At 56.0% G+C, this 17,213-nt stretch carries 22 protein-coding genes; 7 read left to right on the top strand and 15 right to left on the bottom strand.

The genetic code is table 11. From position 1 onward, the window contains the following. Positions 1-26: 26 nt before the first annotated feature. Entirely contained in the window at positions 27-491 is a 465-nt protein-coding gene (locus E1297_RS22080) for a hypothetical protein (RefSeq protein WP_209015926.1), read from the top strand. Between the two features lie 4 nt (positions 492-495). Here the strand turns inward: E1297_RS22080 and E1297_RS22075 are convergent, their stop codons facing one another. Then, positions 496-1,260: a sulfite exporter TauE/SafE family protein gene (locus tag E1297_RS22075; RefSeq protein ID WP_155142314.1), complete on the bottom strand. Its 765-nt coding sequence runs from the start codon at positions 1,258-1,260 to the stop codon at positions 496-498. 174 nt (positions 1,261-1,434) lie between these two features. Between E1297_RS22075 and E1297_RS22070 the strand changes: the two genes are divergently transcribed. The 3 genes from E1297_RS22070 to E1297_RS22060 all read left to right on the top strand — a co-directional run bounded on the left by E1297_RS22070 (position 1,435) and on the right by E1297_RS22060 (position 4,329). Next, on the top strand, positions 1,435-3,096 hold the full coding sequence (locus E1297_RS22070) for an acyl-CoA dehydrogenase family protein (RefSeq protein ID WP_209015930.1): 1,662 nt from the start codon (positions 1,435-1,437) through the stop codon (positions 3,094-3,096). Between the two features lie 235 nt (positions 3,097-3,331). Next, the gene (locus tag E1297_RS22065; RefSeq protein ID WP_155142310.1) at positions 3,332-3,886 is read left to right on the top strand and encodes a hypothetical protein; all 555 of its coding nucleotides are present in this window, start codon (positions 3,332-3,334) and stop codon (positions 3,884-3,886) included. 50 nt (positions 3,887-3,936) lie between these two features. Then, positions 3,937-4,329: an META domain-containing protein gene (locus tag E1297_RS22060; protein ID WP_155142308.1), complete on the top strand. Its 393-nt coding sequence runs from the start codon at positions 3,937-3,939 to the stop codon at positions 4,327-4,329. Here E1297_RS22060 and recO read toward each other — a convergent pair. After that, a complete protein-coding gene (gene recO / locus E1297_RS22055) occupies positions 4,313-5,038 on the bottom strand; it encodes a DNA repair protein RecO (RefSeq protein ID WP_155142306.1) in 726 nt (241 codons plus the stop codon). The genes E1297_RS22060 and recO overlap by 17 nt on opposite strands. A gap of 168 nt (positions 5,039-5,206) precedes the next feature. Between recO and E1297_RS22050 the strand changes: the two genes are divergently transcribed. Both E1297_RS22050 and E1297_RS22045 read left to right on the top strand, forming a co-directional pair. After that, positions 5,207-5,596 carry a VOC family protein gene (locus E1297_RS22050; protein ID WP_155142304.1) on the top strand — a complete coding sequence of 130 codons (390 nt, stop codon included), beginning with the start codon at positions 5,207-5,209 and terminating at the stop codon, positions 5,594-5,596. Between the two features lie 182 nt (positions 5,597-5,778). Then, positions 5,779-6,084, top strand: a complete 306-nt coding sequence (locus E1297_RS22045) for a hypothetical protein (RefSeq protein ID WP_155142302.1) — start codon at positions 5,779-5,781, stop codon at positions 6,082-6,084. A 2-nt stretch (positions 6,085-6,086) separates the two neighbouring features. On the opposite strand, the gene E1297_RS22040 is transcribed toward E1297_RS22045, so the two are convergent. Together E1297_RS22040 and era are read right to left on the bottom strand one after the other, a co-directional pair. Next, positions 6,087-6,416 (bottom strand): DUF1491 family protein, encoded by a 330-nt coding sequence (locus E1297_RS22040; RefSeq protein ID WP_155142300.1) that lies wholly within the window; start codon positions 6,414-6,416, stop codon positions 6,087-6,089. Then, complete coding sequence (gene era, locus E1297_RS22035; protein WP_155142298.1) at positions 6,413-7,321, bottom strand: GTPase Era; 909 nt, start codon at positions 7,319-7,321, stop codon at positions 6,413-6,415. Before era ends, E1297_RS22040 begins: the two co-directional genes overlap by 4 nt. Positions 7,322-7,479: 158 nt before the next feature. Here era and E1297_RS22030 point away from each other — a divergent pair, with 158 nt between their 5' ends. Further along, on the top strand, positions 7,480-8,862 hold the full coding sequence (locus E1297_RS22030) for a multicopper oxidase family protein (protein ID WP_155142297.1): 1,383 nt from the start codon (positions 7,480-7,482) through the stop codon (positions 8,860-8,862). A 26-nt stretch (positions 8,863-8,888) separates the two neighbouring features. Here the strand turns inward: E1297_RS22030 and E1297_RS22025 are convergent, their stop codons facing one another. The 11 genes from E1297_RS22025 to rpoZ form a co-directional block, all read right to left on the bottom strand. Next, positions 8,889-9,365 carry a hypothetical protein gene (locus E1297_RS22025; protein WP_155142295.1) on the bottom strand — a complete coding sequence of 159 codons (477 nt, stop codon included), beginning with the start codon at positions 9,363-9,365 and terminating at the stop codon, positions 8,889-8,891. A 157-nt stretch (positions 9,366-9,522) separates the two neighbouring features. Continuing rightward, complete coding sequence (gene rnc, locus E1297_RS22020; protein WP_155142293.1) at positions 9,523-10,200, bottom strand: ribonuclease III; 678 nt, start codon at positions 10,198-10,200, stop codon at positions 9,523-9,525. After that, positions 10,197-11,036, bottom strand: coding sequence for a signal peptidase I (gene lepB / locus E1297_RS22015; RefSeq protein WP_155142291.1), 840 nt, complete (start codon positions 11,034-11,036; stop codon positions 10,197-10,199). The genes rnc and lepB overlap by 4 nt, the downstream gene beginning before the upstream one ends. A gap of 57 nt (positions 11,037-11,093) precedes the next feature. Beyond that, positions 11,094-11,513, bottom strand: coding sequence for a holo-ACP synthase (gene acpS, locus E1297_RS22010; RefSeq protein ID WP_155142289.1), 420 nt, complete (start codon positions 11,511-11,513; stop codon positions 11,094-11,096). Continuing rightward, positions 11,510-12,046, bottom strand: coding sequence for a hypothetical protein (locus tag E1297_RS22005; protein WP_155142287.1), 537 nt, complete (start codon positions 12,044-12,046; stop codon positions 11,510-11,512). The genes acpS and E1297_RS22005 overlap by 4 nt, the downstream gene beginning before the upstream one ends. A 13-nt stretch (positions 12,047-12,059) precedes the next feature. Then, entirely contained in the window at positions 12,060-12,683 is a 624-nt protein-coding gene (locus tag E1297_RS22000) for a LysE family translocator (RefSeq protein WP_155142286.1), read from the bottom strand. A gap of 67 nt (positions 12,684-12,750) precedes the next feature. Next, positions 12,751-13,194 carry an ABZJ_00895 family protein gene (locus E1297_RS21995; RefSeq protein WP_155142284.1) on the bottom strand — a complete coding sequence of 148 codons (444 nt, stop codon included), beginning with the start codon at positions 13,192-13,194 and terminating at the stop codon, positions 12,751-12,753. A gap of 37 nt (positions 13,195-13,231) precedes the next feature. Further along, positions 13,232-13,978, bottom strand: coding sequence for a pyridoxine 5'-phosphate synthase (locus tag E1297_RS21990; RefSeq protein WP_155142282.1), 747 nt, complete (start codon positions 13,976-13,978; stop codon positions 13,232-13,234). Next, a complete protein-coding gene (locus E1297_RS21985) occupies positions 13,971-14,669 on the bottom strand; it encodes a DUF2062 domain-containing protein (RefSeq protein WP_209015925.1) in 699 nt (232 codons plus the stop codon). The genes E1297_RS21990 and E1297_RS21985 overlap by 8 nt, the downstream gene beginning before the upstream one ends. A 16-nt stretch (positions 14,670-14,685) precedes the next feature. Further along, positions 14,686-16,818 carry a bifunctional (p)ppGpp synthetase/guanosine-3',5'-bis(diphosphate) 3'-pyrophosphohydrolase gene (locus tag E1297_RS21980; protein ID WP_155142280.1) on the bottom strand — a complete coding sequence of 711 codons (2,133 nt, stop codon included), beginning with the start codon at positions 16,816-16,818 and terminating at the stop codon, positions 14,686-14,688. A 26-nt stretch (positions 16,819-16,844) separates the two neighbouring features. Next, positions 16,845-17,198, bottom strand: a complete 354-nt coding sequence (rpoZ, locus tag E1297_RS21975) for a DNA-directed RNA polymerase subunit omega (protein ID WP_155142277.1) — start codon at positions 17,196-17,198, stop codon at positions 16,845-16,847. Positions 17,199-17,213 lie beyond the last annotated feature (15 nt).

The raw sequence follows: 17,213 nt of genomic DNA, 5'->3' as shown, positions 1-17,213 counted from the left end.
CATCTTTCCTGACCTTCGAGGTCCTGATGCCACTGCAGAACGCGTTCTTTCCCGAATATCCAAGCCGGGCGAGCCTGCTGTTTTTGCCCCACGGAGTACGCGTTCTTGCCGCCTGGCTACTTGGTTGGCGGGCGATATTCGCACTGCTACCCGGTGTTTTTATCGTATTTGCGTTTCTCGCAGGGTCAGATGTCTTCACACCCAGCCGCCTGATGGCAATAGTCATTGCGGTAACAACGGCACCTGCAGTGTTCTATCTGTGCAAATGGATGGGTTGGGATTTGTTTCCTGCCGCTCACAAGCGCCCCTGCTGGATATGCGTCATGGGTGTCGGCGTGATTACCTCGTTCCTCGTTTCCGGATTGACCAATCTTGCCTTCGGAAGCGCAACAGCCGAGTATATCGCCTACCTCATCGGTGACTTGTCTGGATTGTTCTTTTTGATGCTGGGGCTTTATTTCGCGTTTCGCTTTATGGAGCGTCGCGCCTGAGGCATTAGCCAAAAATGCCGCGCCGCAGAAGATTCAGCCCGGCAATCAAAAGAACCAGCAGCGTAACTTTGCGAAACGTTGTCTGATCAATCCGATCCTGTAATAGCATGCCAGCCCATAGCCCCGCCAAAGCAGGCACAATCAATGCCGCTGAAAAGGGTAAGGTCTCTGATCTGAGTATACCCGACCCCAGATGCGCAACCACCAGCGCAACCGCGCCCAGCCCGTATATGACCCCCTGAACACGCAACTGCTCTCGTTTGGGCGTATTCAACGCAGTCAGATAAGCGACGGTTGGTGGCCCCCAAACCCCAGACATCCCACCGACAAATCCAGCAATGGCACCAATTGCTGCTTCCACTCGCGCCGATGGTTTGTCGAGCTTCAACGCGAACCCAATCAGTTGAATGAAAGCAAAAAATGTAACGGGTACCCCAATCATCAACAGGAAAACCCGGGCGGGTACCAAACTGACGAGTTGCGCGCCCACCAACAGAAAGATCAGGCCAACACTCAGAAAAACCCGGAACTGTCGGATAGACGACAGCGCGGCAGCTGCACCTTCACGCAATGCCTGAACACCATTGGTGACCAGTGTCGGCAAGATCAGACCAGCAAGCGCAAGGTCTGGAGACAAGGTCGTACTAAGTCCTGAGATCAGGACCATCGGCATGGCAAACCCGACCATGCCCTTGACCCAACCAGCCACAAAGGCAACTGCAAAAGCCAGCAACAGATCTTGAGGTGTAAACAATGAAAACAGCGTCATATACCCTACATACCACCGGGAAAATTCTCTGCATCGCAAAAACGCTTAGGTAATTTTTGAACTATTTATGGGTCTAATGCGTATTTTTGTTGCGCTGCACGTGCAGCATGATATGACCAGACGACCCAGAAAAGGACGTGATTCATGGCCCATGACGGACAGGATACAACGAACATGACTGCATCAGCGGTTTTGCCAGATCTTCTGACTTTGACCAAAGCTGCGCTTCCGGCAGTCCAGTCCGTGTTTGACAGCGCACGCGTTTCGGTTCGCGCGATGGTAAGCAAAGACGACAAAATCTCGGGCGCGCTGGTCGAGGCCAATCAGACAGCGGCACACGGGTTGTCCTGGCTAGCCACCTATCACCAGTCTCTGCTGCAGATGCAGCGCTGGGCTGAGTCTCTGGATGCTGATGGAAACTTTGGCGAGATGGAGCAGTTGCTGCACCAGATTGCTTTTGGCGAGTATTTGCATCAGATCGCCGGCGGCATCCCGATGAACCAGGGCGAGGTTGTGCGCCTGCAGGATCTGGGATTGGGATGGGACGCTCTCTCGGGCTTCCAATGTAGCGAAGTGCAAACGCTGATGGCTCAGGCCAATTCACAGGCAGCCCGAACACGTCTGGTCCAACTGATGGAAGAGCAGTCCGGCGCCACCATGTTCGGTACATCCGGTCTTGATGAAGAGCTTGAGATGATCCGCGATCAGTTCCGGCGCTATGCTCTGGAGAAAGTCGAGCCAAACGCGCATGAGTGGCACCTCAAAGACGAACTGATCCCGATTGAGATCATCGAGGAACTAGCCGAGATGGGTGTCTTTGGCCTGACCATCCCCGAAGAGTTTGGTGGCTTTGGATTGTCCAAGGCTTCGATGTGCGTCGTGTCCGAAGAATTGTCACGTGGCTATATCGGCGTTGGCTCGTTGGGGACCCGTTCCGAAATTGCGGCCGAACTGATTATTGCAGGTGGCACAGACGAACAAAAGGCGCAGTGGTTGCCCAAGATCGCCAGTGCTGAAATCCTGCCAACCGCCGTTTTCACCGAGCCTAATACCGGATCTGACCTCGGCAGCCTGCGCACTCGCGCGGTCAAGGATGAAAACGGTGACTACAAGATCACCGGCAACAAGACCTGGATCACGCACGCTGCGCGCACCCATGTCATGACCTTGCTGGCGCGAACCAATCCGGACACCACCGATCACCGTGGGCTTTCCATGTTCCTGGCTGAAAAGACTCCAGGCACTGACGACAACCCGTTCCCTACCCCCGGCATGACCGGAGGTGAGATCGAGGTGCTCGGCTATCGCGGCATGAAGGAATACGAGCTGGGTTTTGATGGGTTCCACGTAAAGGGTGAAAACCTGCTGGGCGGCGAAGAAGGCAAGGGCTTCAAGCAGCTCATGGAGACCTTTGAAAGCGCCCGCATCCAGACAGCAGCACGCGCCATTGGCGTGGCTCAGAGCGCTCTGGATATTGCCATGCAATACGCGCAGGAGCGTAAACAGTTCGGCAAATCTCTGATCAACTTCCCGCGCGTGTCGGGCAAACTGGCGATGATGGTGGTTGAGATCATGATCGCACGTCAGCTGACATACTTCTCGGCCTGGGAAAAAGACAACGGCCACCGATGTGATCTTGAGGCTGGTATGGCCAAGCTGCTGGGCGCGCGTGTGGCTTGGGCCGCAGCTGATAACGGCCTGCAGATTCATGGCGGGAACGGCTTTGCGCTTGAATACAAGATCAGCCGTGTGCTGTGCGACGCGCGGATCCTGAACATCTTTGAAGGTGCAGCCGAAATTCAGGCACAGGTAATCGCCCGCCGCTTGCTGAGCTGACACAAACAAAAACCTCTTGTTTCCCCAACTTGACCCGGTCCTGTGCCGGGTCTTTTGTTGCGCCAGAACGCATGCTCACCCGCACCTGAGATTACAACTTTATGCGACAGCTTCAGCCAATCTCATTTCAGCCCTGAATTGCCGATGCGATTTCTTCCCCTTTGCTTCCCCTCTGATCCCGGATAGAGCAACCGACAAAGAATACAGGCTCGGGCGAGTAGTTGGCGCAACCATTATGACAAAACTGATATTTGCACTTTGGGCAACTTTGGCAGCCCTTGCATTGGGTGGCTGTACAACATCACCGCCGACTGCCAGCCAGGACGATATCAACGAACTGGCGCAGGCCATTCAAAGCCTAAGTCCTGCTGTCGATCCTGCTGAGGCCCGGAAGGCCGCTTCGATTGCGTATACCTATTCTCAACAACTGGCTCGGGAATGGAACATCACCGATCCGGCGATAGTCCATAACGCAAAGGTCGCAAACGGCCTAAGGGAACGCGGCCTTTGCAATGACTGGGCCCAGGCCATGACCACACGCCTGAGACAGGAAAACTTCCGGACGCTTGACCTGCATTGGGTTACATCACCTCCAACCGCGTTCCGGATCATCCATCATTCCGCGGCGATCAGCGCAAAGGGGGCGTCGATGAATGACGGCATCATCCTTGATCCCTGGCGAAACAGCGGTGCGCTGTTCTGGGCACCGGTTCGCGAGGACACCAGATACAACTGGAGACCGCGCATGGAAGTTCGCGAAGAACTGCTGAGCGGTGCGATACCCTACTAATATCCAGGACACCTGTTCCCCCAGCACCTCGGAATGGATAAGAAATCAGCATGACGCGCCTAATCCTGACCCTGCCTCTTCTGGCCCTTTTCCAGTGTGATAAGGACGAAACCGTTGCAGCCTATGGTGCGGCAGACCAGACATGGGTGTTGCAGGAAATCGATGGGCAGCCTTACGAGGCCAGCGCTTTGCTGCGCTTTCCCGAAGAGGGCAAGATTGCGGGCAATGCCCCGTGCAATAGCTATACCGGTACGCTAAGTGCACCATACCCCTGGTTCGAAATCCAGAATCTAACGGCCACACGTGCGGCCTGTGCTGGACTTGAGGCCGAAGGGTTTTATTTCGCCGCGCTCATAGCCATGACCCAGTCTGAAGTGTCAGGCGATATCCTGATCCTTCGGAACGAAGACGGGCACGAGATGGTGTTCAAAGCCGCCGAGTGAACTGATCCACAAATCGTGCCCGCGCATCAGGCAATGGATTGTGACCCAATGCAGGTGCAACCCGATTCTCAAGAAAATATCCAGTTGTTCCCAGGGCCTGGGCGATCTCATCATCAGCCCCCTGCCCTTCGCCCAGAAGACACGGTGGTAAAGGCAAGAGCCTGTCAGCCCATTCGCCTGCACCCTCAGCGCTCACTGCACGCCCTGATTTTGGCGAAACATAAATCAGACCCTCAGTCGTACCAGTCACGGCGCATCGGCTAAGATCAAGGCCAAAGCCCAATTCTTCCAGCAACGCCATTTCCCAACGCAGATAAGCCAGCGGCCAGATGTCATCCTGTCCGAGCAGATCCATGAGTTGTTCAGTTTGCTTGTAAATGGCTGGATGGGGTTCGCGTTCGGGCAGGCAAAAGGACAAAAGCGCCACGACTGCGTTCAGTCCTGCAAGCGCCAATCGCCCTGAGAACGCCGCAGCAGCGCGAGAGCGGAGAGGTTCGACCTGAAAAGTACCGATATGTTCCTCAAGCCGCGCACGCCACAAGACGTCCAGCTGCGCACCCGGCTGCAGTATTGGCGCGATCTTGCGGCTGGTGCCCCCGCGCACGACGCCTGCATGCCGGCCATGACCTTCAGTAAAGACCTCGATAATCGCTGCCGTTTCACCGTGGCGGCGAGAGGTCAGAAGTATGCCGTGATCGCGCCAGTCCAAGTTTGGGTCCGTTCAGTTATCAGATGCGCCCGCAGGAAATCTCATGCCCGTCATACGCGCAAGGCAGAAACTGGCCGAAGGTATTCATACAGTCGGACAAACGAATTGCACATAACGGGCACTTTGGCTATTGTTCTCTTTATGTTCTCATTAAAGGAAATTAAAACCATGTCTCTCAACTATGTCATGATTGGCTCAAACGATGTCGCCAAGGCCCGCACCTATTACGACGCGGTCATGGCCGAAATCGGTGGCAAGGTTGTCGCTGAATACATGCCATACGCAGTCTGTTACGAGCTGCGTGGCGGCGGGCGAGTCTGGGTATCGATGCCACACGATCAGAAAACGGCGGCTCCCGGGAACGGAAACATGGTCGGCCTGCTGTGCGAAAGCGAAGACGAGGTGCGCGAAGTCCACGCAGCGGCGCTGGCCAATGGCGGCACAAACGAAGGTGACCCCGGCCCGCGCCCGCAATATGGCCCGGACTTTTTTGGAGCCTATGCCCGTGATCTGGATGGTAACAAGATGAGCTTTGTTAACTTTGGTGAAAACGGCTGATCGCATTCGCGGTCAGTAAAGCTAAAGGGGTTGGATTGGCATGATGGGCACTATCGACAAGTCGGTTGAGCCCACCGTGCGCATGCCAGCCCTATCCTGCGTTTTGTTGTAGCCGCATGACGCTTGACGCACATGGGGCACATCCTTTAATTAACTTAATAGTTAAATAAAGGTGAGATATCATGCGCGGAATTACGATTACGTATAGCTACGAAGGCAATGAGAGCGCCTGGATCGACGCCACTGCAGCCTTCATATCTGCCATCGACTCTGATCCGGCAGCAGCAGGGAAATTCACCTACCAAGTGGCGGTAGCGGATGATGGAACGACCCGGTTTCATTGGGGCCGTTGGGACAGTGCGGAAACGTTAGCGCATGTGCAGGCGCAGCCCTATTTCAGGGAGTTTGCTGCCAAGGTGCGGGAATTTGCAGGTGGCGCACCCCATGCGACCGGCCACGACATTGCCGCAAAAACGAGCGGTTGGTAGGTTTACTCCAACCCTTCCTCCCCAAGCAAGTGGCGCCCCTGCCGATCCTCAACCTCGATCACCCAAAGATCAGGGTCAAAGCTGCGCTGTCGCTGTATGGCGCTGTCCACGTCCACCTCTGCCCCATTGGACAGTTCAACCCATTTGCGCTCGCCGCTCATCAAGTCAAAGCTGCGTTGAAAAGCAATCGCCTGACCGTCCAACGTGTTCAGTTTGACCAGTACTGCACCGGCAGTGTCGTCGCCATGGGCCACGACAAAGGCTGGTATCTCCTGAAACCGCAGCCGCGCCAGATAGGCATGGACCCAGAATTCAGCCGTCAGGCGGCTCATGCGTTGCCGTCTTTGAAATCCAGACCCATTTCCGAATACCGTTCGGATTCTTCCAACCAGTTGGGTCGGACTTTGACCTGCAGGAACAGGTGGATCTTGCGGTCAAGGAACTCTTCCAACTCGGCCCGTGCCGCCTGACTGACGGCCTTGATCGTTTCGCCCCGTTTGCCCAGCACGATACCTTTGTGGCCGTCGCGCATTACGTAGATGACCTGATCGATCTTGGCAGAACCGTCTTTGCGCTCCTCCCAGTTCTCGGTTTCTACAGTCAACTGATAGGGCAGTTCCTGATGCAGGCGCAGGGTCAGCTTCTCACGCGTCATCTCAGCCGCGATCATGCGCAGAGGCAGGTCGGCAATCTGGTCCTCGGGGTACAGCCAAGGACCTTCGGGTAGCTCGGACGCCAGCCACTTGCGCAGATCGTCGACACCATGTCCCTTCTCCGCGGAAATCATGAAGGTCTCAGCGAAGGGATAGCGCGCATTCAATTCGCTCGTCAGCGCCAGCAGCTTCTCGGACGGGACCTTGTCGATCTTGTTAATGGCCAGCGCGATTGTGCGGCCCTGACCGATCTCTTCCAGACCCTCGAGGATACGTTCCACGCCTTCGGTAATGCCACGATGCGCCTCGACCATAAGCACAACAACGTCGGCATCCGCAGCTCCGCCCCATGCGGCGGCGACCATGGCGCGGTCCAGACGGCGACGGGGTTTGAACAGGCCCGGCGTGTCCACAAATACCAACTGCGCATCACCTTCCATCGCTACACCGCGAATACGGGCGCGGGTGGTCTGCACCTTATGCGTCACGATTGAGACCTTGGCCCCGACCATGCGGTTCAAAAGGGTGGATTTGCCTGCGTTGGGCTCTCCGATCAGGGCGATAAATCCGGCGCGTGTGGTCATGTGTCCTGCGATCCTGTTAGCAAGTGCGCATCCCTATAGCAGAAAGCCCATATGGACCAGAGGGTTTTGTCGCATTGCAGCCATGCACCCGAGATGGCAGCATTCAACTGCACCCCGCCATTCCAAGCCAGGTGACTATCATTTCAACGAGGCAAGACATGAAACGTCGCGAGTTTCTTCTGGGAAGCGGAGCCGCTGCAGGCGCATTGGGGCTGGGCGGTTTCGGATTGGCTGCGAGCAGTGGTGCACAGGATCTGGTCATTCAGCCTGCAAGCTTCAGGTTCCGTGAGCAAATGACGACCGGAATGGTCAGCCTGTCGCCGAATGCGCCTCCGCCAGTTTTGTACGGGCGCCAGGGTGAAGTCATGAAACTGCCAGTGCACAACGCAACCGCGGACTATACAGCGATGCACTGGCACGGGTTGCGTATCCCAAACGGAATGGACGGCGTGCCGTACCTCACCCAAATGCCAATGGGTGCGGATGAAGTGTTCAACTATGAATTCACGCCACCTGATGCCGGCACCTACTGGTACCACCCGCACTGTATGACCATGGAGCAGATGGCCCACGGCCTGACAGGTGTAATGGTGATAGCCGAGCCGGAAGACCCGGGTTTCGACGCTGATCAGGTAATAAACCTACGAGATTTCCGGCTGGATGAGGAAGGTGCCTTCCTGCCCGCATATACCGCGCGCGGAGCGGCGCGATCTGGTACGTTTGGCAATGTACTGACGGCCAATTGGCTGGATTCACCTAGCTATGAACACCCAGCAGGCGGCTTGGTGCGCCTGCGCGTGGTCAACACCGACACGACGCGCATCTACAAACTGCACCTTGAGGGTACTGAGGCGAGGATCATCGCTTGGGACGGACACCCAGTCGAGATTGAGGTGCAAATGCCCAGCGCCAAGGGGCCCATGCTGGTTGGCCCCGGTCAGCGCATCGACTTTGCCGTGACTATGCCCCCTGAGGAAGGCAAAACCGTCGACCTGATCGCCAAGATTCCCGGTCAGAAGCATCGCATCATGGCACAGTTGCGTGCTGTCGGCCAATCCCTGTCACGCGATCTGCGTGAATTGAAGCCCCTTCCCCTGAATCCTGTGGCAAAACCGGATCTGGCAAACGCCGAATTGCATGAATTCGTGTTTGGCTGGACACCAGAAGGCGGCGCGCCAAACGACGGGTTCTGTGGCTCGCTGGGGTATAGTTTCTGGTCGATCAACCGGACGCCCTGGCCCGGCGACGCTGCAAAAGACGTAGGGCCATTGGCAACATTGGAAATGGGTAAAAGCTATATCCTGCGTCTGCGCAATGAATCCCCGAACCTGCACCCAATCCATCTGCACGGGCTGGCCTTCGTGCCTCTGCGCTCTAACCTACGCAAACTACCGCCACTGATGACCGATACGATGCTGTTGCTCAAGGATGAGGTGGCCGAGATTGCGCTGGTGGCAGACAATCCCGGAGACTGGGCTTTCCACTGTCACGTGATAGAACATCAGAAAACCGGGCTAACCGGATATATCCGGGTGGTTTGAGGGGCGCGTGACACGCCCCTCGATCTTTATGCGTGCTGGCGCTCGATCAGGCGCAGGACAGCCACCATAACGATGCCATAAAGCACATGGCCGATCAGCGCGACCCAAGTGATCCCTGTGAAGTTGAGGAAAGGCGGCAGACCCGACAGGGTAGTGATGCCACCCAAGGCAAAGACCCACAATCCGAACCCGTAAATCGCGGAGGCCGCGAACATATGGACCGGCCCTAAAACCTTAACCCAGATCGGTTTGAAGATCAGGAACCATCCCAATGGATAGGCGATCAGACCAACGAGGTAGAAGTGGACAAAAAAGCCCAGAAAGGCGTTGCTCGGCAATCCGAGACTGGACAACAGGCTTTGCGCAAGTCCCTCAGGTGACAGATTGGCCCATCCTATTCCGGGGCTGATCACCTGCCCCCAGAAATCGAATGCGATGGTGGCGATGAAACCGGCGATGAAAAGAAAGCCGATATTCACGGTGGTCAGTTTTGCACTTTGCATTGGTCCGCCTCACTTCGTTGTATTTGATGTGCTTTGACACGTCGCGTTTCGGCTAGCGCCAAAGCAGATAACATTCAGATACAATCGCGATGGATAACCTGCCATAGACCTCAAGTTAGATTGAAAAACTGTAACAATCCGGGCCTGAGACCGTGTGCTACTTGAGTTGAGCCAACAGTGCTTTGGCTGCCGCCTGCTCGGCCTGGCGCTTTGATCCGGCGGTCGATTGGGCCTCGGTCCCGTCTTGCAGGCGGGCGGCTATGGTGAACACCGGTGCATGATCAGGACCGCTGCGTGATACTTCGACATAAGATGGTGGTTTTTGCCCCCGGGCCTGCGCCCATTCCTGAAGGGATGTCTTGGCATCGCGAGCGTCGGCCTCAACATTGTGGATGCGATCACCCCATAGCGCGAGGATCACATCGCGCGCCGCCTCAAACCCTGCATCGCGATAGACGGCGGCAATCACCGCCTCCATCGCATCGCCCAGCAAAGCTTGCTTACGCCGACCACCAGACAGCATCTCGGATCTGCCCAGCTTCAGCACCGCCCCCAGATCGATCTGGCGCGCCACGTCGGCGCAAGCCTCTCTTCTGACCAGCGCATTGAACCGCGGAGCAAGCTGCCCTTCCGAGGCCTTTTTGTCGGCCTCAAGCAGCGCCGTGGCCATCACCAATCCCAGCACCCGGTCGCCCAGAAACTCCAGACGCTGGTTGTCGGGCCGTGTGGAGGAGGAAACCGATCCGTGGGTAAGTGCGCGTAACAGCAACTCAGGGCTTTTGAATTCATACCCCAGACGTTGCTGGAACGCCTTCATTTCAGCCGATAGCTTCAATTGACCGCCTCAAAGAACCGATCGCCACGCCACGTCCAGAAGAACAGCATGGAACGACCAGCGGACGAGAACATGATGCGATCAGCCCGACCGATCAGGTTTTCGTAGGGCACGTAGCCAACACCGCCAGCAGACTGCGGCAAACGGCTGTCACTGGAGTTGTCGCGGTTATCGCCCATAAAGAAATAGTGGCCTTCGGGAACGATATAGACGCCTGTATTGTCTGCCCCCTGATTGCCGATGTTCAGTACCTCGTAAGAGACACCATTTGGCAGCGTTTCGATAAAGCGTTCTTTTTCGCAAACGCCACCGATCCCGACAGGACCGTTCGAGCACCGCGGGCGCAGGCCCTGCGGACCCTGAGGTTCGGCGATCTCAGTGAACACGCCGTCAGGTTTTTGTGTTACCGGGGTCCCGTTAAGGATCACCACGCCATCACGCACTTGCACGCGATCCCCCGGCAGGCCGATAAGGCGCTTAATGTAGTCACGGCCCGTAACCGGATGGCGGAACACAATCACATCGCCGCGGTCAGGTTCACCACCCAGCAAGCGCGTATTCTCGTCACCCTGCATCCAGCCACAGATATCTTCCGCGTCGATATTCAGACCTACGCTGGGAATGATCAGGCTGGGGCAGGAGGCGTAAGAGTAGCCATAGGCCATTTTGTTGACGAAGAGGAAATCCCCGATCAACAATGTCGGCTTCATGGAACCGGACGGAATCCAGAAAGGTTGGAAGAACAGGGTGCGAAAGACGCCCGCGATCAGCAAGGCGTAGACGATGGTTTTGATCGTCTCCCAGACGCCGCTTCCGGTTTTGGCTTCCTCGGCCATACTGCTCTCCGATTGTTTCTTGGGTCCGCTGCTACATGCGGCTCTGCCAGGGGCAAGTCAAGGCCGCGCGGCCCGTTCGTGCAGCGGCCGCGCTTCGATCACCACAAAGGCCTGCGCCCAGGGGTGATCATCCGTCAGGGTAACATGAATGATGGCCTCGTGCCCCTCGGGTGTCATCTCATTCAGGCGCTCAGCTGCCCAGCCGGTAACATGCATCACCGGTTGACCGGTTCGAAGGTTGGTAACGGCCATATCCTTCCAAGCAATGCCCATGCGCAACCCGGTACCCAGCGCCTTGGAACACGCCTCTTTCGCGGCCCAGCGCTTGGCATAGGTGCCAGCAGTATCGGCGCGGCGCTCGGCCTTTCGCTGTTCGGTTTCGGTAAAGACACGATTGCGAAATCGATCGCCAAACCGGTCGAGCGTGCCCTGGATGCGGTCAATGTTTGCGAGGTCTGTGCCGATGCCGAGGATCATGGATTCTCACTTGACAGTTTGAGTTCGGAACTGCGCATTTCCCGTAAACCCCAGCCTAAGAATACACGACAGATAACGGTACAGGTAACAATCGTGACTGCCAAGTAGTACACATCAGTCGGATCTAGTTGTAATGGGCCAAAAGAGATCCCTTCACCAATGGTCACGTTAAAGAGCAATAAGAAGGCAAGAACGATCATCAAACCAACAACCGCCATCGCAGTGCTCGCGGTCAAAAGATGAATGCTTCTGGGCCGCACTGATTGTTTCTTTCCATAGTAGAAACCTTCCATATATGCGGCCAACGCAAATGCAGCGAGTTCGGAAAGCAACAAAAAAGGTGGGAAGTTGATCCAAATTGGCTCGGTTAAAATCGCTACTAAATACAGATATTTGTATCCGCTTGGAAAGATACCAACCGGCCCTAGATCTGCTATTAGAATAGAAACAAAGCCTTCGATGATGATAAGAACCAGGACGCCGACAATCGCTGCCGCAAATATCCCCATAAATCTAAGTAGGTGAAAGTTCACGAGGCTGTTTCCTTCACCCCAGCCGCACAGTCAAAATCTTGTAGCTCGCTACCCCGAAGAACCCCGCAAACGCAAAATCGAACCAGCGGCGGGCGCGGCGGTAGGCGCGGACCATGCGCTCGGACGAGAACAGGAACGCATAGCCGATGAAGATCAGCAGAGAGCCCGCATAGAGCAACGCAAAATAGCCAAGCAGCATCGAAAGACTCGCGTCGTTTGGCGCAACGATGGCATAGATCGAGCCCCAGCTAAGGATTGCTTTTGGATTGGTCAGGTGAATGGCGGCACCTTTGGCAAAGATGGTACGCAGAGATCCTGTCACCGGCTTACCCAAAGCCACTTCGTCCGACGTCATAGCGCGACGCAAGGCTTTCAGTGCAAGCCAACCCAGATAAGTCACGCCGATATAGCGAATAACTTCAAACACCCAGACATTGGCCAGCATGATGGCCGACAGCCCCAGCGCGGCCGCGATGCCCCAAGCAGCAGAGCCCGCGCAAATGCCCAGAGCAAAAACCAAACCGGCCTGACGACCCTCATTCATGGCGGTTCCGGCAATGCCCATCGTCGCCGGTCCGGGTGAGCCGCCCGCAAGCAGCCACGCGATCCAGATTGCTATGAATCCCGAGGTGATCATCACGCAAGGGTCAATCGAACAATACCGAGAACGGCGACTGTGAGCAGGAAGACGTAGCCGATGACGATCATGAGGAGCGAGTGTGTTGACGCGCCATCTGCTTCAACTGGTTCTTTGCACCCAAACCAATGAACAAACGACAAAGCAAAATGGAAAGTACGAACGAAATGCCAAGAATCACTAACATCCAAATGATGGGAAGGCTTGATAGTGGTGCCAATACTTCTGGAAAGACCATAACAAAAACCACGGCCAGAAGTAATGACCACACTAGACCAACCAAAGCCATTAGGCGCGATGCTGCCCACATCCCCGACGTAGTTGGTTTTTCGCCATGATCTTTCACATAGCGCTGTCCTTCGATCATCGCAGCCGTCATGAACGGGATCATTCCCGCCGCGGCACCTGGTAGTTCCGCCCCCAATAGTTTCTGGGCTGCCAAATCCATAAACGGCATCGCGATACAGGTTCCAACGTAAACCAATGAAAAGCGTACAATGTTCGTTTTCATTATGAATTTCTCTTTCTCTAACAACCTATAAAGCGTTTCATGCTCGCGCCTCGTCCATCAGGCGGCGCATTTCTTGGATTGCTGGAGTAAGGCCACGGAAGATCGACTCGCCGATCAGAAAGTGGCCAATGTTGAGTTCGCGCACTTCGGGAAACTCCGCAACGGGTTTCACCGTGTCATAGGTCAGACCATGGCCAGCGTGAACCTCAAGGCCCAGCGAATGCGCAAAGCTCGACATTTCTCGCAGAGCCTCCAGTTCCCGTGCAGCCACTTCTATGTGACCTTCTGCATGCGCATCGCAATAGGCACCGGTGTGCAACTCGATCACCTCGGCACCAATGCGGTGCGCAGCCTCGATCTGGCGCTGATCAGCAGCGATGAAGATCGATACACGACATCCCACTTCACGCAGGGGTGCAATGAAATGAGCCAGCTTGTTTTCTTCTCGTGCGACCTCAAGCCCGCCTTCGGTGGTGCGTTCCTCGCGCTTTTCGGGAACGATACAAACCGCGTGCGGCTTATGGCGCAGAGCGATCTGCTGCATTTCTGGCGTGGCGGCCATCTCAAAATTCAACGGTACTGACAGCACTTCCATCAAGCCGTCGATATCCGCGTCCGAGATATGGCGCCGGTCTTCGCGCAGATGGGCGGTGATACCATCAGCGCCAGCCTCTTCAGCCAGCTTGGCAGCACGCAAAGGATCAGGGTACGCGCCACCCCGGGCGTTTCGCACCGTGGCCACGTGGTCAATGTTAACGCCCAACCGCAGATGGTTCTCAGACATCGCTCGAATCCTTATTCAGCCCTGCGGCTGACCCTAGTGGATTTGTGATCGAAGCGTCAGCCTTGGATTCAGCCAACTGTTTGATTTCTTCGAATTTCGCCTTGATCCTGTCCCGCCGGCGCTGTTGATAGGTACGGATCAACGGTAAGCTCAGGAAATAGCAGACCACCCCAGCAATCAGACCCGGAACAATGCCACCGATGAGGTAAGGGTAAAAAACCTCATGATAGAATTGCGCAAGCCCGTGCCAGTCTGCCACGCGGTCAGTAAACATGGCGAAAAGGTTGTTTTTCAGATCACCGATTGCCCCGGCAAACTTGCCCATCAGACCCTTGGTATCACCCTTCTCGAATTGGGTCCCCAACAGGAAATGGCCGGTCTGAAGACAGACCACTCCGATAGGCACATAGGTCAGTGGATTACCAAAAAAAGTGCCGCTAAGCGCGGCCAGAATATTACCGTTGATCAATCGCGCCAGAACGGCCGCAACAACAAAGTGCAATCCATAAAACGGAGTGAATGCGGTAAATACCCCTGCCCCGATTCCTCGCGCGATCCGCTCAGGTGAATCCGGCAGGCGACGGACACGATGTTTGACATAGTGAAAGGCGCGGGTCCATCCACCGCGCGGATAGACAAATTCCGATGCGATCTGGACAGGCGAGCGTCGGTCTCGGCGCTTGAAAACCACTCCTGATCACCCCTTCTCAACCAGCCGCAACAGCGGCATCCGCCTTGTCCCGATGACGTTCGACCGCCGCAACATCACTTTCTGCCTCAAGCATCAACATCAGCGAATGCAACTGTTCCAGATCGCGCAGTTCGACATTGATCAGCAGGCGGTAAAAATCCGGTTTGCGGTCAACAAATTCCAGATTGGAGATATTGGCCTTTTTCTCTCCGATCAATGTGCAAATGCGACCCAATACACCCGCATCGTTTCCAATGGTCAGATCCAGCGTCGCACCATAGACCGCCGGGTGGGTTCCCGAATGCCAATGCAGGTCAACCCAGCGTTCGGGTTCGTTTTCAAACTCGGACAGGCGGTCACAGTCGATGGCGTGCACAACCACACCCTTGCCGCGATAGGTGATGCCGACGATGCGCTCACCCGGCAGTGGTTGGCAGCAAGGCGCGCGATCAAATTTCTGCCCCGGTTCCAGACCTATCACTGCCCGACGCAGCGGAATGGCGTCACCTTCATCTTTCGTAAGCTCAGGATAAACGGCCTCAACCACTTCATGAGCTGTCAGTTCAGCACTTCCGAGGCGCGCTAACAGTTCGTGGCGGTCTTTCAGCCGCAGATGTTTGGCTGCGGTATCCAGCGCCTTGTCAGTCGCCTTACGGCCGACATGTTCGAAACCGGCCCGCGCCAGTTCCTTGCCCAGCTTGATGAAGCGCTCGCGGTCCACCTCACGCAATGCGCGACGAATGGCTGTGCGGGCTTTTCCAGTCACTGCGATTTCCAGCCACGTGACCTGCGGCGTCTGGCCGTCAGCAGTGATGATATCGACAGATTGTCCATTCTTGAGGCGTGTCCAGAGCGGAACCCGGATGCCGTCCACTTTGGCACCCACACAAGCGTGACCGATACGCGTGTGGATCGCATAGGCAAAATCGATCGGTGTCGCGCCGCGGGGCAGCTTTACGACATCCCCTTTCGGCGTGAAGCAGAACACCTGGTCCGAGTACATCTCGAGCTTAACGGCCTCGAGGAAGTCTTCGTGATCATCCTCGTTGTCGAATTGCTCGGTCAGGTTTGCGATCCACTTGGCAGGGTCTACTGCAAACGGGTTTTCGGATCGAACCCCATCGCGATAGGACCAGTGTGCGGCCACACCTGTTTCGGCAACGTCGTGCATCTGGCGGGTGCGAATTTGTACTTCAACCCGTTTGCCGTCACGCCCCGAAACCGTAGTGTGGATCGATCGATAACCGTTCGATTTGGGCTGACTGATATAGTCCTTGAACCGCCCCGGCACCGCGCGCCAACGCTGGTGGATCGCTCCAAGCGTGCGATAGCAATCCTCCTCAGACTGCGTGATGATGCGAAAGCCGTAGATGTCGGACAGGCGCGAGAAGCCCTGATCCTTCTCCTGCATCTTGCGCCAGATCGAATAAGGTTTCTTGGCGCGACCAAAGACCTCGGCCTCAATCCCCGCCTTATCCAACTCGTGGCGCATATCTCCGGTGATCCGGTGGATTACGTCTCCGGTTTCTCGCTGAAGCGTAATGAACCGACGAATGATCGACTGGCGGCCCTCTGGATTTAGAACGCGGAAGGCAAGATCTTCCAACTCCTCGCGCATCCACTGCATACCCATGCGGCCAGCCAGTGGCGCGTAGATATCCATTGTCTCACGTGCTTTGATGACCTGCTTTTCCGGCCGCATCGCCTTGATAGTGCGCATGTTGTGCAGGCGGTCAGCAAGCTTGACCAAGATAACCCGCAGGTCTTTGGACATCGCCATAAAAAGCTTGCGAAAGTTTTCCGCCTGCTTGGTTTCGCGGCTGGATAACTGCAGATTGGTCAGCTTGGTCACACCATCAACCAGCTTGGCGACTTCCTCTCCAAACAGCTCGGAAATCTTGCCGTAGCTGGCTTTGGTGTCTTCGATTGTATCGTGCAGGAGAGCCGTGATGATGGTCGCATCATCCAGACGCTGTTCGGTCAGGATCGCGGCAACGGCAACGGGATGGCTAAAGTAGGGCTCTCCGGAATGGCGAAACTGCCCTTCATGCATTTGCTGCCCGAACTCGTAAGCCCGGGCGATGCGATCTGCATTTGTCTTTGGGTTGTAGTTGCGGACCAGCGCAATCAAGTCGTCAGCAGAAATCATCTGGTCCGCACCTTGTGTAGCTTGGGTTACCCCTGGCCTTGAGCCTCCATCAGAGCGCGCAGGAGCTTTTCTTCGGACATGTCGTCGTCGGCAGGCTTGTCCGATTCAGCACCCATCAGCAGCGCCATCTGATCTTCTTCAGGCTCGTCAACTTCGATCTGAGTCTGGTTCGCTTCGATCAGACGCTCACGCAGTTCATCCGCGCTCTGAGTCTCATCCGCGATTTCACGCAGCGAAACGACAGGGTTCTTGTCGTTGTCACGATCTACGGTGATCGCGGCACCGGCAGAAATCTCGCGCGCACGATGGGCGGCAAGCATCACCAGTTCGAACCGGTTCGGAACCTTGTCTACGCAGTCTTCGACCGTCACGCGGGCCATAGGGCGCTCTCCACA

Source organism: Roseibium sp. RKSG952, from assembly GCF_009711355.1.
This window is presented reverse-complemented; position numbering and strand designations above follow the sequence as displayed.